This window comes from Streptococcus bovimastitidis, from assembly GCF_001885095.1.
GTDB classification, from domain to species: Bacteria; Bacillota; Bacilli; order Lactobacillales; family Streptococcaceae; genus Streptococcus; species Streptococcus bovimastitidis.
On record NZ_LZDD01000002.1, the window covers coordinates 488,176 to 504,357 of the forward strand.

The following is a 16,182-nucleotide window of genomic DNA, read 5'->3' on the forward strand; positions in this document are numbered from 1 at the left end:
TAAAAATATTACGTCTATTATATCAAATAAAACACTATTTTGGAAAGACAGTGAAATCTGAAGCCTCAGCACCTTCGAAAAAATCGTTTCCGATGGCTAATATATCATCAAGAGTTATTGTTTCAATTATCTGAGGTATTTCAAAATAAGAATCCTGGTCGTTTAAAAAAAGATTAAACTGACTCATCACTTGTTCAATTGAATCTAAACTTTGAACAAAATCCCCAAACATCTCTTTTTTCAATAATTGCAAATGTTTTAGCGTCAAATCTTTTGATTTAGTAAAATTATTGATTTTTTTTCGAATATTACTAGACATTGCGATTGGTTCATTTGTATCAAGGGTTATTAGTAAAAAGGAAAAGTCTCTTTGAATCTCAATTTCCATATCAAAAGAATCATCGATTTTCCCTTGATCGTACCATGTTTGATATGTTTTCGAAGTCCACCCGAATAAAAGGGATAGTAGCAGACGTAAACCAACTTTATATCTAAGTATGGAGATATCATTTGTAAACTTTTTACCTCTATAACCAACTACTAACTTAGGTGTTGAAATTTCCATACTCATGGAATTAGTCTTAACAATTGGAGAATATGGTAACTTATCTATTGTTGCTTTTGCCGGTCTCCTTTGTTTTAACCGTTCCTGGCAATCTTCTATTGACCGATAGGTTTCTTCAATATCAACATCACCTACGATAATTAGCGTCATGTTCGAAGGATGATAAAACTGTTTGTAGTTTCGTTGTAAATCAGTAGCTGTAATAGATTCTAACGAATTCTGATTTCCAGCAATATCGCTTGATAAAAGACTATTTGGAAAAAGATTTTGTAAAATTCCGATATAGGATTGATAATCAGGATCGTCAAGGTACATGTCAATTTCTTGCGCTATTATTTTTCGTTCTTTAGCAACACTTTCCTCTGTAAAGTTTCCTGTCAAGACGAACTCTTGAAGAAGTGTCAAGCACTTTGTAAAGTTGTTACTTGTTGAAAAGAAGTATGAGGTTTTTTCAAATGTTGTAAAGGCGTTTACATCTGCACCTAAGGCTGTAAAGTAATGAGATACATCCTGTCCAGATTCATTTTCAAATAGCTTATGTTCTAAAAAATGGGCTATCCCTTCGGGATATTGATATGGTCTATTTCTAACTGTAAAATTGCTGTCAATTGATCCAAAATTAACTGTCAACATTGTTGCTTTTTCTGTAAATAATGGTTTTTTTATGATATATATTTCTAATCCATTCGTTAACCGTGAATGATAGACTTCTTCTCTTACACTAGCATAGCTAAATTTTTCTATATCTATCACTTATCCGCCTCCAAAAAATAAAGTGCCTGTAATTTGAGATGGTTAGCAGCTTTAATAATATCCATTTTTTTAACAGATTTAATCTTTTTTAACCACAACTCAAGTGAAAAATCATTGTCAATATAGGATTGTGTATATGAACTGTCAACTAATGCTTTACAGTAATCCTCTGATAAAGCTCCATTAGTTTGAAGCATAAGTTTTGTTTTTTCAACTAATTGACTAGAAAAACGACCCATTTTTATATCGTTAATTTCCTTGACAATTAATTGTAGTGCTTTTGTCTTATCTTTTTTGTCGATACCTGCATATATTTCTAATAATCCTGAGTATCGATCAATTTTACTACCAATGCTATATGCAATTCCTTCAGTTTCTCTTATTTTTGTAAATAATCTTGAGTGAGCATAAGACCCCAGTAAACCATTTAGAACCGTCAAAGCATAATAATCTTCTTTAAACCTTTCAGATGGAAAATAATAGGCTAATTCCAAAATAGATTGATTTAACAACTTTTTATCAATTTTTTCTGAAACAATATTGGAGTATTCTTGTTGATAATAAAACGATAACTCCTTTTTTCTTGGTTCAAATGGAAATTGATGGAACAATTGAACAACTTTATAATCATCAAATTGACCTAGAATATAGATATCAATTTGATCTTCCATCAGCATTTTATGAAACTCTTGATAGCTTGTATAAGCAGTCTCTTTATCAACTAAATCTGCTGTTCCATATTTAGATACTTGTAAATCAGTGTCCTTAAAGAAGAGTTCCTTCAATTGTAATGATCCATAATAAAAAGAATCTTCTTTATCGGATTCAAGGTAGTTCATTAAATTAGTCTTTTCAACCTCAAAAATACGTGGTTGATATTGAGCAACAGATAATAGTGGTGAAAATAATATTCCTTTTAATAAGTCAATCACTTCTTCTAAGATTTTTTCACCTTGAAAAGCATAAATATCCTGGATAAATGTAATATCAATATCTACAATATGAACCTTTCCTTTAACTGAAACATTTGTGGAAAGACTTGCTCCATATAAATCTGCTAATTTTTCCCTAAATTCTTTTGCTGTTGGATAATCTTCATTGGCTGTAGCAAGCATTTGAGCTACCAATACCCTTTTAGCAACTAATTTCTGACTCAAATCACCAGAAAATCTTAAAGTTATATGATTTGTTTTGAATTTTTCTGTTTTTATAAGATGTAGTTGGACACCTTCGACGATTTTCATAATTTTTCCTTACTCATTAGACTGATTCCTTAAATTATACCATTTTTAAAGAGATTCCTTTGAGAATAAACACTTTTTTTACTATCTTGTAATTTGTTAGACATTTTTTTAGGATAAAAAAGAAGCCCTGAGAATATCAAAGACACTTACTTTGAAGGTCTGTTCAATTCTCAGAGCATCAATTCTTAAAAATACTGAAATTATTATATCATAAGAAGTTCTATTTGAGAAGAAGGTCAACATACAGTTTCTAACCAACACTAATGCTTTATTATTATTTCTTGCCTATTTATGCTATAATATTTTGAATTATAAATGGAGAAAAAACATGGAATACAAACTATTTACAGAATTTATTACTTTACAAGCCTTATTAAAGGAAGTAGGTATAATACAGAGTGGCGGGGCAATTAAATCATTTTTATCTGAGAATATAGTCTTATTTAATGGTGAAGATGAGAAACGCCGGGGTAAAAAAATTAGAATTGGGGATGAAATCGAAATACCTGAGCAAGGAGTAAGAATACGATTAGTTGAACCAAGTGAATCTGAGAAAGAAACTTATCTTAGTGATCAAGCAGAAAAAGTAAGAGTCGCAAAGTTGGTTAAAGAATTGAATAAATCAACCAAAAAACAAGTAAGCTCAAGTCATACAAAAGCTAAGAAATCTAATAAACCCGTCCGATTTCCAGGTATGTAAAGATGTGGATTAAAGAGTTACAATTAACGCATTATCGAAATTACGAACAAATCCAAGCAGAATTTGTTCCAGGACTAAATGTATTTATTGGTAATAATGCTCAAGGAAAAACAAATTTTTTAGAGGCTATTTACTTTATTGCTTTAACCAGAAGTCATCGCACTCGAACCGATAAAGAATTAATAGGTTTTAAAAAAAATAATTTGCAGGTTTCTGGGAAAATTAGTAAAGTAAGTGGAACAATTAGTCTTGAAATTGATTTAACAGAAAAGGGTCGTATAACCAAAATCAATTCTTTAAAACAAGCAAAATTGTCTGAGTATATTGGTAATATGATGGTCGTGCTATTTGCTCCTGAAGACTTGCAACTTGTTAAAGGTGCTCCAGCTTTAAGACGCAAATTTATTGATATTGATCTTGGACAAATAAAACCTGTTTATTTATCAGATTTATCTCAATATAATCATGTTTTAAAACAGAGAAATGCTTATTTAAAGACTGCAATATCCATAAATAGTGATTTCTTAGGTGTTCTTGATGAGCAACTAGCAGATTATGGTACTAGAGTCATTGAACAGCGTATTCAATTTATTAAATCACTTGAAACTGAGGCAAAAAGACATCACTTGGCTATTTCAAATGGACTAGAAAACTTGAATTTTTCTTATCAACCCAGTTTTGAAAAACATGATCAACTTTCAATCAAAGAAGCATTTTTAGATGCATTGGTAAAAAATAGACAAAAGGATATCTTCCGAAAAAATACCAGTGTCGGACCTCATCGTGACGATATTTCTTTCTTTATCAATGATATTAATGCAAACTTCGCAAGTCAAGGTCAGCATCGTAGTTTAATATTATCCCTAAAAATGGCAGAAGTTAGTTTAATGAAAACAATCACTGGGGACAATCCTATTTTATTATTAGATGATGTTATGAGTGAGTTGGATAATACCAGACAATCAAAATTATTAGAAACAGTCATACAAGAAAAGGTACAAACTTTTATTACAACAACAAGCTTAGATCATCTATCCCAACTTCCAAAAGATATTAGAAAATTTCATGTGAACTCTGGTCACATTACAGTTGATGATTAGTAAAATAAAAAAAGACGAAGAGAAAATTCTCTTCGTCTTTTTAAGCTTTAACAACACCTAGTAATACTGCACCAATAATAAAACAAATAATACCGATTATTACCCAGCGCATTTCATTTTTTGTTTTCTTCTCTCCGAGGAATAGGATTCCACCAATTATTGAAATAATAGCACCTAATTGTGAGAAACTGAAAGCAATTGCTAACCCCGCCTTTGATGCAGCTAACAACATGAAAACATTACCAATACCCCACATTATTCCAACGAGACTATTTTTTAAAACATATTTATCAAAGCTTAGTTTGAAAGACATGAATAAACTTGCTCCAAATACCATTCCAATTGCCATTGGGAGTAGGACTGATATCATGTCAAATTTCATGATGTTATTGAAAAGAACAACGTAGGATACATAACCTATAGTAGAATAGGTTAAAGCTTTAAATCCTTTATTATAGTTATGCAATTCAGATTGTTGATTGGTTTGATCCTTTTTACTTGAAAAGTAGAAACCAACGATTAATAAAATTAAAGCACATGTTCCTAAGATAAATTGATAAGAGTGTTTCCATTCTCCGAATATAAAAATACCAATTAAACTTCCTAAGACTAACTGTGAACCACTAGATAGAGGGTTAGCAACAGAAACGCCCATATTCTTCATTGCGTGAAACTGACCAGTTTGACCGACTGACCATAAAAATCCTCCAATGAATCCGAATAGCCACAAAACAGAAGTCATTTCGGGTCTGACAATAATCCATGCCACAATAGCAAAAAATAATGCACCCAAAGTCATTCCGAAAGTTTGTTGACTAGGTTGTCCACCAATTTTATTACTTACAAAACCAATGCTACCCCATGCAATCATTGGGACTAAAGCATATAATATACCTTCCAAAGAAAATTCTCCTTTACATGATTATTGACAATAAATTTACAGAATTGTCAATATTATTGTCAATTTTTTATCATAAAAAATTGCCTGGAGAATAATTATATCTCAAATTTTGACATTAAACAAGACTAAAAGACTAGACACAATGTCTAGTCTTTTAGTCTTAGTTGTAATATTAATGTACTGAGTAATTCGGTGCCTCATTTGTAATTTGAACATCATGTGGATGACTTTCAATTAACCCAGCTCCAGACATCTCAATAAACTGAGCCTTATTGTGGAGATCTTCGATTGTTGCTGCTCCAACATAGCCCATTCCAGAACGAACACCACCTAACATTTGGAAAACAATATCAGATGCAGCACCCTTATAAGCAACACGGCCTTCAATTCCTTCAGGTACTAATTTATTAGCTTCATTGACAGAACCTTGGAAATAGCGATCACTTGAACCTTTTTTCATAGCTGCAATAGAACCCATTCCACGGTATGTTTTAAATTTACGTCCCTGATAGATCTCAGTTTCACCAGGAGCTTCGTCAGTTCCTGCAAACATTGACCCTAACATTACTGCATTACCACCAGCTGCTAAAGCTTTAACGATGTCACCAGAGTATTTAATTCCTCCATCAGCGATAATTGTTTTACCGTATTCACGCGCAACAGCTGCCGCATCATAAATAGCAGTGATTTGTGGAACACCTACACCTGCAACAACACGAGTTGTACAGATTGAACCAGGACCGATTCCAACTTTTACAACATCAACACCAGCATCGTAAAGGGCGCGTGCCCCTTCAGAAGTTGCAATATTACCGGCAATAAGTGTCTTATCTGGGAAGTGTGCTCTGATTTCAGAAATTTTGCGAAGTACGCCAGCAGAGTGACCATGAGCAGTATCAATAACAATGGCATCAGCACCAGCTTCAAAAAGTGCTTCAGCACGTTCAAAGGTATCTGAAGTGACACCTACAGCTGCTGCAACTAATAAACGACCGAAGGTATCTTTAGCTGCATTTGGAAATTCAATTACTTTTTCAATATCTTTGATAGTAATTAAACCTGACAAACGACCGTTGTCATCTACTAAAGGTAATTTCTCAATTCTATGTTCATGAAGGATATGTTCAGCAGTTTCTAAATCAGTACCAACTTCAGCAGTAACTAACTTTTTACTTGTCATATGTTCTGAGATTAATGAATCATAGTCTGTGATAAAACGCATATCACGGTTTGTTATAATCCCAACTAATTTTCTATTTGTCATAGTTTCAACAATTGGAACACCACTAATACGATAGCGTTGCATTAATTCTTCAGCTTCAGCAACCTTGTGATCAGGAGTTAAGAAGAAAGGATCAATGATGACTCCATTTTCAGAACGTTTAACTTTTCGAACTTCCTCTGCTTGTTCAAGGATAGACATATTTTTATGAATAACTCCAAGACCACCTGAACGTGCAATTGCAATTGCCATTTTACTATCTGTAACTGTATCCATTGCAGCAGTAATAAAAGGAATATTTAATGTTAAATTTTTTGCTAACTTAGTTTTCATATTTACTTCATTTGGCAATACATGACTTTCAGCTGGAATTAGCAATACGTCGTCAAAAGTATAGCCTTTTTTCAAAAATTTAGTGTCCCAATTTGACATTAAAATAATCCTCATTTCATTTATTTTCTTGGGCAATTAACCCAGTCTATTTTTTATTGTTACTATCATATCACGCTAAATTAATTTGTCAACAAATAGAGAATAATTTTTTAACATTACAAGTTTTTTGATTTTTAATATTCGTATATAGGTTAAATTTACGATTTTTTTTATGAAAAATACATTTTTTTGTTCGTTTTTTTACTAGTTAAAAAGCCAGTCTTTAAAACTGGCTTCTTTTTCTTAAAAATAATTGATTCCCATGGCTGATTTTACCTCAGATAAGGTTTGAGCGGCAACCGCCTGTGCTGATTGACTGCCTTTTTCTAACATGTTAAAAACTTCTCCCATATCTTTAGCAAATTCCAATCTTCTTTCTCTAATAGGTGCTAGTTCACGATCAAGAATTTCCAAAAGATAGCGTTTTGTTTTAACATCACCTAAACCACCTTTTTGATAGTGTTCCTTCATTGCCTGAATTTCGGCTTGATCTTCTTGTCGACCAAAAATATCTAAATAATGGAAAACCATATTACCTTCTATTTTACCTGGATCTTCTACTTTAATATGGTTTGGATCTGTGTACATACTCATTACTTTTTTTCGTACAGTATCAGCATCATCAGATAAATAGATACCATTACCTAAAGATTTTGACATTTTTGCATTACCATCTAATCCTGGTAAACGACCTGCACCTTCATTAGCTGGGTATAGTCCTTCTGGTTCTATAAGACAATCTGTCTTGTAGGTATTATTGAAACTTCTTACAATTTCTCGTGTTTGCTCAATCATCGGTTTTTGGTCATTCCCAACAGGTACTAAATTAGCTTTAAAAGCCGTAATATCAGCTGCTTGGGAAATTGGATAAACAAGGAAACCACTAGGGATACTTTCACCAAATCCTTTTTGTGCAATTTCAGTTTTTACTGTCGGATTGCGTTCTAATCTTGCTAAAGAAACAAGATTCATATAATACATTGTTAATTCTGCTAATTCTGGAATTTGACTTTGGATAAAGATAGTTGATTTACTTGGGTCTAATCCTACAGATAAGTAATCTAAAGCAACATTACCAATTGAATCTCGAATCATTTCAGATTCTTTAGCATGATCAGTTAAAGCTTGCTGGTCTGCAAGAAAGACAAACATTTGATACTTATCTTCATTTTGTAAAAGTACTCTATTTTTTAAACTTCCAACGTAGTGACCTAAATGAAGTTTTCCAGTAGGTCTGTCACCAGTCAAAATTATTGGCTTTGTCATTTTCTTCTCCTTTATATATCAAAAACCCCCACGCAAAAAATTGCGTGAGGGCGTTAGAACGCGGTACCACCTCAGTTGATATAATAATATATCATCTCATACTTTCTAAGTAGCAGAAAGTTGCACGATAAGGGGTGCTAGTCCTGACAGTTATTGATTCCTATCATTATTCATCCATTAGCCCATTTCACTAATTGTGTTACTAGTTCACAGCGACCACTAGTTCTCTTAAAACACAAGAAAAGTTACTCATCTAATTCAAGACCATTTTATGAAAATTAATGATTTTTGTCAACATTCTTTCAATTTTTTTGAAAATATAGCTTGACTCTTTAGCCCCTTATAAGAGATAATGATTTCCTAAGTCTTTTTAGAAATAAATGTAAGGAGAAAATAAGTAATGAAAAGTAGGGTAAAGGATGTCCTATATGTAACATTGGGATCTTTTATTACAGCAGTTGGTTTCAATACAATGTTTGTCCACAATAATATTGCATCAGGTGGTATGGTCGGAATTTCAGTTGTTATTAAAGAACTTCTTGGAATTAGCCCATCGCTTTTTTTAATGGTTAGTAATATTCCTCTATTAATACTTTGTTATTTTTTCTTAGGAAAACAAACATTCGTTAAAACCTTATATGGTTCCTGGATATATCCTATCGCTATTAGAGTTACTAATTTTCTCCCAACTATCACTCATAATCAGCTTTTAGCCGCAATATTTGGCGGTATAATCGTTGGTATTGGTTTAGGTATGGTTTTTTGGGGAAATTCCTCGACAGGGGGTACGGGTATTTTAACACAAATGCTCCATAAATATTCTCCTTTAAGTCTGGGCGTTGCTATGACAATTGTAGATGGAATTAGTGTTTTAATGGGTTTCATCTCACTTACTGCAGATGATGTCATGTATTCAACCATTGGTCTCTTGGTAGTTGGTTATGTCATTTCTATTATGGAAAATGGTTTTGATTCTTCTAAGAATGTCATGATTATTTCAAGAGAATATCAAAGTATCAAAGACCATATCACTCAAGTTATGGACCGTGGTGTTACAAAGATTCCAATTCGTGGGGGGTATACAACATCTGATAAAGTCATGTTAATGGCAATTATTTCAACCTATGAACTTCCAAGTTTACAAGAAAAAATTCTAGAAATTGATGATACAGCATTTATCGTTGTCATGCCTGCAGCTCAAGTTGTTGGTCGCGGCTTTAGTGTCACTAAACACTATAAACGTGAAGATGAAGATGTTTTATTACCAATGTAAAGCAAAGCCCCTTTCTTATTGATAAAAGGGGCTTTTTCAGGTACAATGAAGATTAGATAAATAAGATGAGGTGACAAATTGCTTACTGTTTCAGATATTTCACTACGATTTAGTGATCGCAAACTTTTTGATGAAGTTAATATTAAATTTACTGCAGGTAACACTTATGGTTTAATTGGTGCCAATGGTGCTGGAAAATCAACATTTTTAAAAATTTTAGCTGGAGATATTGAACCTTCAACAGGTCATATTTCACTTGGACAAGATGAACGTCTTTCTGTTCTTCGACAAAACCACTTTGACTACGAAGAAGAACGTGTTATTGATGTTGTTATCATGGGAAATGAACAGCTATACGATATCATGAAAGAAAAAGACGCTATTTATATGAAAGAAGATTTTTCTGAAGAAGATGGTGTCCGTGCAGCAGAACTAGAAGGACTTTTTGCTGAACTTGGTGGTTGGGAAGCTGAAAGTGAAGCTTCACAATTACTTCAGAATTTAAATATTTCTGAAGAATTACACTATCAAACTATGAGTGAATTAGCTAATGGGGAAAAAGTTAAAGTTCTCTTAGCCAAAGCTCTTTTTGGTAAACCTGATGTTCTATTACTAGACGAACCAACCAATGGTTTGGATATTCAGTCAATTGCTTGGCTTGAAGATTTTTTGATTGATTTTGAAAATACAGTTATCGTTGTATCCCATGACCGTCATTTCTTAAATAAAGTTTGTACCCATATGGCTGACTTAGACTTTGGGAAAATTAAGTTGTATGTTGGTAACTATGATTTCTGGAAACAATCTTCTGAATTAGCTGCCCGTCTTCAATCAGACCGTAATGCAAAAGCTGAAGAAAAAATAAAAGAACTACAAGAATTCGTTGCTCGCTTTTCTGCTAATGCATCTAAATCAAAACAAGCAACATCACGTAAAAAAATGCTTGATAAAATTGAATTAGAAGAAATTGTCCCTTCAAGTCGAAAATACCCATTTATCAATTTTAAAGCTGAAAGAGAGATGGGAAATGATTTTCTAACAGTTGAAAATCTATCAGTTACAATTGACGGAGAAAAAATCCTCGACAATATTAGTTTTATACTTCGTCCAGGTGATAAAGCAGCATTAATTGGTCAAAATGATATTCAAACAACAGCATTAATGCGTGCACTCATGGATGATATTGAGTATGAAGGAACAATCAAATGGGGTGTCACAACAAGTAGATCATACCTACCAAAAGATAACTCTAAGGACTTTGCTAGTGGTGAATCTATTTTAGAATGGTTAAGACAATTTGCTGCTAAAGGTGAAGACGATGATACTTTCTTACGTGGTTTCTTAGGAAGAATGCTCTTCTCTGGAGATGAGGTAAAAAAATCAGTTAACGTCTTATCTGGTGGTGAAAAAGTACGTGTTATGTTATCTAAGTTAATGTTATTAAAATCAAATGTATTAATTTTAGATGATCCAACAAATCACTTAGACCTAGAATCAATTTCTAGTTTAAATGATGGCATTAAAGATTTTAAAGAGTCCGTTATTTTTGCCAGCCATGACCATGAATTTATTCAAACAATTGCTAATCACATTGTTGTGATTTCAAAAAATGGTGTTATTGACCGTATCGATGAAACTTACGATGAATTCCTTGAAAATCAAGAAGTACAAGCGAAAGTAGCAGAACTTTGGAAATAAAAAAATAAGGCGGAAACGCCTTATTATTTTTTAGAATAAATAAGAGAAGGAGAAGAGATGAGTCATCATAATAAAAAATTTTTCATACTGAATTATCCAATTAGTTTTCTTATGCCATCACTCATTATGATAGTTGTCTTATTCTCTAAGGGAATCTATTGGGGTAGTGAAAAAACACTTTTGGCTAGTGATGGTTTCCATCAATATGTTGTTTTTGCTCAAAATTTAAGAAATATTCTTCATGGATCAGATAGTATTTTTTACACCTTTACAAGTGGTTTAGGTCTCAACTTTTATGCATTAAGCAGTTATTATTTAGGAAGTTTTCTGTCACCTTTTTACTATTTTTTTGATATTAAATCAATGCCTGATGCAATCTATCTATTTACCCTAATTAAATTTGGCTTGATTGGACTGTCAACCTTCTATTCTTTACACCATATTTACAGTAAAGTAAAACCCTATTTTTTACTTGGATTATCAACTGCATTTGCATTAATGAGCTTTTTAAGCAGTCAATTTGAAATTAATACTTGGTTAGATGTATTTATCCTTCTACCTTTAATCATACTTGGTTTACACAAATTAATTGAATCTAAACCACTCTTATACTACTCAACATTAACCATATTATTCATTCAAAATTATTATTTTGCTTATATGGTTTCAATTTTTTTAAGTCTGTACCTCTTTATTCAATTATTAAAACTAGAGAAAGTAAAGAAAAGATTTCAAACATTTACAAGATTTGTATTTAATTCAGTTTTAGCAGCCTTATCTGCTTCCTTTATGTTACTTCCTACCTTTCTTGATTTAAAAAACCAAGGAGAAAGTTTTACAAAAATAACAAATCTTCTTACAGATAATTCTTGGTACCTTGATTTAGTTGCGAAGAATATATTAGGTACTTATGATACAACAAAATTTGATGCTATCCCTATGATTTATGTAGGTCTATTTCCCCTTTTATTGACTATTCTTTACTTTACTGTCAAGTCAATAAAGTGGCAAATTCGCTTTTCCTATTTTTTGTTACTCATTTTTATTTGCGCCAGTTATTATTTACAACCTTTAGATCTTTTTTGGCAAGCCATGCATGCTCCAAATATGTTTTTACATCGCTATGCCTGGTCTATTCCATTACTATTAATTCTACTATCATGTGAAACACTGTCTCACTTAGAAGAAATTAAATTGTCATCAATTGTAACTTCTTTTGTTTCCTTTAGCTTAATATTAGCTAGTCCCTTCCTCTTTATAGAACATTATTCTTTTTTAAATCCAGGTTTATTCCTTTTAACCATTTCTTTTCTTGCTGCTTATACAATCATTCTAATTAGTTTGGAAGAGTTTCATTTTCCAGTATTAATCATTACGATCTTTACATTACTCTTTACAACTCTAGAAACAACACTTAATACTTATTATTTAGTTACAGGACTTGAAGAAGAATGGGTATTTCCAAGTAGAGAATCTTATAATCGTAATCTCAATAGTATTGACCAACTTGTAAACTATCAAAAACAAACTGATCATACATTCTATCGAACTGAGAGATTACTTCCTCAAACTGGCAATGACGGTATGAAGTTTAATTACAATGGCATATCTCAATTTTCGTCAATTCGAAATAGACAATCTAGCAGAATTTTAGATCGATTAGGTTTTAAATCAGAAGGAACAAATTTAAATTTAAGGTATCAAAATAACACCTTGATTAGTGATAGTATTTTTGCTGTTAAATACAATTTAAGCGAGACATACATGAATAAGTATGGATTTAATAAAATGAGGCAAGTTGGCGATACTGTACTCTATAAGAATGCTTATGCACTTCCCCTTGCAATATTAACAGATGGTAACTATCGTGATAGTAAGTTTACAGTAAACACTTTAGATAATCAAACGAAGCTCTTAAATGATCTCTCTGGAAAAAACTTTTTATATTTCCAAGAACAAGGGGCACAAATTCTTTCACAAGCGAAACTATTTACAAATCAAGTAAAACAACAAGCAATTGGTAGTGCTAATGACACTGTAGTTACGTATCGTCTTAACATTCCAAAAGAGTCACAAATGTATTTAAGTTTACCTAATATTATCTTTGAAAATCAAGATAATAAAGATGTTCTTGTATCAATTAATGGGAAGACAAGTCATTTTACAACGGACAATGTTTTTAGTTTCTTTGACATTGGCTATTTTCCAAAACAACAAAATGTTGAAGTTCAATTAATCTTTCCAAATAATAAGTCGATAGCATTTAATAACCCTCATTTTTATAGTCTTAATACAGAAAAATATAAGAATGCTATCGCTGAAATTCAAAAACGTCCAGTCAAGGTCAGTCATAAAAACAATCAGGTTTCCGTTTCTTATCAAACTGATAAACCTTCTTCACTTTTTTTAACAATACCTTACGACAAGGGTTGGCAAGCTAAAAGAAATGGGAAGAAAGTACCAATTCGAAAAGCTCAAGATGGTTTCATACTATTAGATGTAAAAAAAGGAAAAGGAAAGATTGAATTAAGTTTTATTCCAAATGGATTTAAAGAGGGTGTCATCATTTCAGTTGTTAGTGTTGTCCTAGCTTTAATATACTTCACTTTCAACTTTAGGCAAAGAAAAAACAACCAATAAATAATTGGTTGTTTTTGAATACTCCGGCAGTAGGACTCGAACCTACGACATCATGATTAACAGTCATGCGCTACTACCAACTGAGCTATGCCGGAATAAGATTACAAAAAAAATTGCCTCTCAGCAATTATGATAGTCCGTACGGGATTCGAACCCGTGTTACCGCCGTGAAAAGGCGGTGTCTTAACCCCTTGACCAACGGACCAGAAGTAATTAATGGAGACGTTCTCCTTAACACTCTTATTATTATATCAGAACTTTTTATTTTGTCTACATTTTTTTGAAAAAAAATTCTATTTTTTCACTTCATATAATATGCTCCAATCTTAATATAGCATTGACAGAATTAACCCCTTTCTGTTAAAATAAGGAAGTTAAGGTCTCATAGCTCAGCTGGATAGAGCATTCGCCTTCTAAGCGAACGGTCGCAGGTTCGAATCCTGCTGGGATCAAAGTAAAAGCATTACGAAATTCGTAATGCTTTTTTGTTTCATGTGAAACATTTTATTTATGATATGGACTACCTTCGCGGATCATAAAGGCACGATAGACTTGTTCAATCAAGACTAGTCGCATTAATTGATGAGGTAATGTTAGAAGACCAAAACTCATTAGTAAGTTTGCTCTATTTTTTATTCTTGGATCTAGTCCAAGGCTACCTCCAATAATAAAAGTAATATCAGAATAACCACGTACAGTTGCATCTGAAAGATATTGACTAAATTTTTCAGATGAAAATGCTTTACCTTCTATTGCAAGAACAATAACAAAGTCTCTTTGGCCGATTTTTTTCTCAATTCGGTCTCCCTCAGTAGCAATTATTTTTTCTTTTTCTAAAATACTTGTATTGTCAGGTGTTCTTTCATCTGGTAATTCAATCATTTCAAGCTGACAGAAGCGAGATAGTCTTTTTTGATATTCTGCAATACCATCTTTTAAATATTTTTCTTTTAATTTTCCAACACTTATAATTTTAACTTTCATATAGTTATTGTAACATAACTTATAGGGAACTTAATTTATCCACAAAAATATATTCCATCAAAGTTGATGAAATAAGGACTTATCCAAAAATTCAATAAGTTTTCCACAAGTTGTGGATTTCTTTTCTTTTTTTCTAATTTAAGGTATAATTAAGCAGTATTTTATAAGATGAAAAAAAAGAGTGGAGGGTAAAAGTTTGTCTATAATGAAATTTATCGCAAAACTATTTGGTGTTTTAGTAGTTGGTATTATTGGTGGGGCCATTGCATTTTTCACCTTAAATAACTTTCAATCTAACTCTGACAATCAAGATGTCATTGCAAAACCAACTACAACTAGTAAAGTCACCTATAAAAATACTACAAATACAACAAAAGCTGTAAAAGTTGTTCAAAATGCTGTCGTATCTGTTATAAATTACCAAGAATATAATTCTGAAAATCAGATGCCTAGTATTTTTAATCAAGGTGAGGATGCACCTAAAGAAGATGATGGCTTAGCTATTTATAGTGAAGGATCAGGTGTTATTTATAAAAAAGATGGGAAAGATGCCTATCTTGTCACTAATAACCATGTTATTGATAAAGCAAAACGTATAGAAATCTTACTTGCAGATGGATCCAAAGTAGTTGGTAAATTAGTTGGTGCTGACACCTATTCTGATTTAGCTGTTGTTAAAATTTCTTCAGACAAAATTAAATCGGTAGCTAAATTTGCTAATTCTTCAAAAATTAATGTTGGTGAAGTTGCTATTGCAATTGGTAGCCCACTAGGTACAGAATATGCTAATTCAGTAACTGAGGGAATTGTCTCAAGTCTAAGTCGTACAGTTACCTTAAAAAATGAAGAAGGGGAAACTGTCTCTACAAATGCTATCCAAACTGATGCTGCAATTAACCCAGGTAACTCAGGTGGTGCCTTGATTAATATTGAAGGTCAAGTTATTGGAATTAATTCAAGTAAAATTTCTCAATCCGATTCTTCTGGAAGTGCTGTAGAAGGTATGGGATTTGCTATTCCAGCTAATGATGTGGTTAAAATTATTAACCAATTAGAAGGTAAAGGAGAAGTTGTTAGACCAGCTCTTGGAATTTCAATGGTAAATCTAGGTGATTTATCTACAAATGCTTTAGAACAATTGGATGTTCCTAAAGACGTGAAGAGTGGTATAGTTGTTGCCAATGTTAAAAAAGGCATGCCTGCTTCTGATAAACTTGAACAGTATGACATTATAACTGAAATTGACGGAGAAGCTGTTGCAACGACAAGCGATTTACAAAGTATTCTTTATGGTCATGAAATAAATGATAGTATTAAAGTAACCTTCTATCGCGGTAAAGATAAGAAGACAGAAACTATTAAATTAACAAAAACAACTAAAGACCTCAATTAATACTGTCAAAC

12 protein-coding genes, 3 tRNA genes and 1 other annotated feature are annotated in these 16,182 nt (G+C 32.2%); of the genes, 7 read left to right on the forward strand and 8 right to left on the reverse strand.

Annotation, left to right across the window (positions count from 1 at the left end):
* Positions 1-34 precede the first annotated feature (34 nt).
* Positions 35-1,318, reverse strand: coding sequence for an EF-P 5-aminopentanol modification-associated protein YfmH (yfmH, locus tag A9Q68_RS08130; RefSeq protein WP_071794208.1), 1,284 nt, complete (start codon positions 1,316-1,318; stop codon positions 35-37).
* Positions 1,315-2,562 (reverse strand): EF-P 5-aminopentanol modification-associated protein YfmF, encoded by a 1,248-nt coding sequence (yfmF, locus tag A9Q68_RS08135; protein ID WP_071794209.1) that lies wholly within the window; start codon positions 2,560-2,562, stop codon positions 1,315-1,317. Before yfmF ends, yfmH begins: the two co-directional genes overlap by 4 nt.
* 328 nt (positions 2,563-2,890) lie before the next feature.
* On the opposite strand from yfmF, the gene yaaA reads away from it, so the two are divergent.
* Positions 2,891-3,262: a S4 domain-containing protein YaaA gene (gene yaaA / locus A9Q68_RS08140; RefSeq protein WP_071794210.1), complete on the forward strand. Its 372-nt coding sequence runs from the start codon at positions 2,891-2,893 to the stop codon at positions 3,260-3,262.
* 2 nt (positions 3,263-3,264) lie between these two features.
* Positions 3,265-4,362, forward strand: a complete 1,098-nt coding sequence (recF, locus tag A9Q68_RS08145) for a DNA replication/repair protein RecF (RefSeq protein ID WP_071794211.1) — start codon at positions 3,265-3,267, stop codon at positions 4,360-4,362.
* Positions 4,363-4,402: 40 nt separating this feature from the next.
* On the opposite strand, the gene A9Q68_RS08150 is transcribed toward recF, so the two are convergent.
* The 3 genes from A9Q68_RS08150 to trpS all read right to left on the reverse strand — a co-directional run bounded on the left by A9Q68_RS08150 (position 4,403) and on the right by trpS (position 8,183).
* On the reverse strand, positions 4,403-5,263 hold the full coding sequence (locus A9Q68_RS08150) for a GRP family sugar transporter (RefSeq protein ID WP_071794212.1): 861 nt from the start codon (positions 5,261-5,263) through the stop codon (positions 4,403-4,405).
* Between the two features lie 172 nt (positions 5,264-5,435).
* On the reverse strand, positions 5,436-6,917 hold the full coding sequence (gene guaB, locus A9Q68_RS08155; RefSeq protein ID WP_071794213.1) for an IMP dehydrogenase: 1,482 nt from the start codon (positions 6,915-6,917) through the stop codon (positions 5,436-5,438).
* 243 nt (positions 6,918-7,160) lie between these two features.
* Complete coding sequence (gene trpS, locus A9Q68_RS08160) at positions 7,161-8,183, reverse strand: tryptophan--tRNA ligase (RefSeq protein WP_071794214.1); 1,023 nt, start codon at positions 8,181-8,183, stop codon at positions 7,161-7,163.
* Positions 8,184-8,226: 43 nt separating this feature from the next.
* Positions 8,227-8,454 (reverse strand) — a binding site (T-box leader).
* A 129-nt stretch (positions 8,455-8,583) separates the two neighbouring features.
* Here trpS and A9Q68_RS08165 point away from each other — a divergent pair.
* The 3 genes from A9Q68_RS08165 (at position 8,584) to A9Q68_RS08175 (ending at position 13,794) form a co-directional block, all read left to right on the forward strand.
* On the forward strand, positions 8,584-9,456 hold the full coding sequence (locus A9Q68_RS08165) for a YitT family protein (protein WP_071794215.1): 873 nt from the start codon (positions 8,584-8,586) through the stop codon (positions 9,454-9,456).
* Between the two features lie 78 nt (positions 9,457-9,534).
* Positions 9,535-11,154: an ATP-binding cassette domain-containing protein gene (locus A9Q68_RS08170; RefSeq protein WP_071794216.1), complete on the forward strand. Its 1,620-nt coding sequence runs from the start codon at positions 9,535-9,537 to the stop codon at positions 11,152-11,154.
* A gap of 57 nt (positions 11,155-11,211) precedes the next feature.
* Entirely contained in the window at positions 11,212-13,794 is a 2,583-nt protein-coding gene (locus A9Q68_RS08175; RefSeq protein WP_071794217.1) for a YfhO family protein, read from the forward strand.
* A 21-nt stretch (positions 13,795-13,815) separates the two neighbouring features.
* Here the strand turns inward: A9Q68_RS08175 and A9Q68_RS08180 are convergent.
* Both A9Q68_RS08180 and A9Q68_RS08185 read right to left on the reverse strand, forming a co-directional pair.
* Positions 13,816-13,889, reverse strand: a tRNA-Asn gene (locus tag A9Q68_RS08180).
* Between the two features lie 38 nt (positions 13,890-13,927).
* Positions 13,928-13,999: transfer RNA gene (locus tag A9Q68_RS08185), tRNA-Glu, on the reverse strand.
* 173 nt (positions 14,000-14,172) lie between these two features.
* On the opposite strand from A9Q68_RS08185, the gene A9Q68_RS08190 reads away from it, so the two are divergent.
* Positions 14,173-14,246: transfer RNA gene (locus A9Q68_RS08190), tRNA-Arg, on the forward strand.
* A 52-nt stretch (positions 14,247-14,298) separates the two neighbouring features.
* On the opposite strand, the gene rlmH is transcribed toward A9Q68_RS08190, so the two are convergent.
* On the reverse strand, positions 14,299-14,778 hold the full coding sequence (gene rlmH / locus A9Q68_RS08195; protein ID WP_071794218.1) for a 23S rRNA (pseudouridine(1915)-N(3))-methyltransferase RlmH: 480 nt from the start codon (positions 14,776-14,778) through the stop codon (positions 14,299-14,301).
* A 196-nt stretch (positions 14,779-14,974) separates the two neighbouring features.
* Between rlmH and A9Q68_RS08200 the strand changes: the two genes are divergently transcribed.
* Positions 14,975-16,171, forward strand: a complete 1,197-nt coding sequence (locus A9Q68_RS08200; protein ID WP_420806781.1) for a S1C family serine protease — start codon at positions 14,975-14,977, stop codon at positions 16,169-16,171.
* Positions 16,172-16,182: the final 11 nt, after the last annotated feature.

Excerpts from the sequence above, each read along its gene's own strand:
- guaB (WP_071794213.1), bottom strand. The coding sequence starts at position 6,917 with ATGTCAAATTGGGACACTAAATTTTTGAAAAAAGGCTATACTTTTGAC.
- A9Q68_RS08165 (WP_071794215.1), top strand. The coding sequence starts at position 8,584 with ATGAAAAGTAGGGTAAAGGATGTCCTATATGTAACATTGGGATCTTTT.
- yfmF (WP_071794209.1), bottom strand. The coding sequence starts at position 2,562 with ATGAAAATCGTCGAAGGTGTCCAACTACATCTTATAAAAACAGAAAAA.
- trpS (WP_071794214.1), bottom strand. The coding sequence starts at position 8,183 with ATGACAAAGCCAATAATTTTGACTGGTGACAGACCTACTGGAAAACTT.
- A9Q68_RS08175 (WP_071794217.1), top strand. The coding sequence starts at position 11,212 with ATGAGTCATCATAATAAAAAATTTTTCATACTGAATTATCCAATTAGT.
- recF (WP_071794211.1), top strand. The coding sequence starts at position 3,265 with ATGTGGATTAAAGAGTTACAATTAACGCATTATCGAAATTACGAACAA.
- rlmH (WP_071794218.1), bottom strand. The coding sequence starts at position 14,778 with ATGAAAGTTAAAATTATAAGTGTTGGAAAATTAAAAGAAAAATATTTA.
- yaaA (WP_071794210.1), top strand. The coding sequence starts at position 2,891 with ATGGAATACAAACTATTTACAGAATTTATTACTTTACAAGCCTTATTA.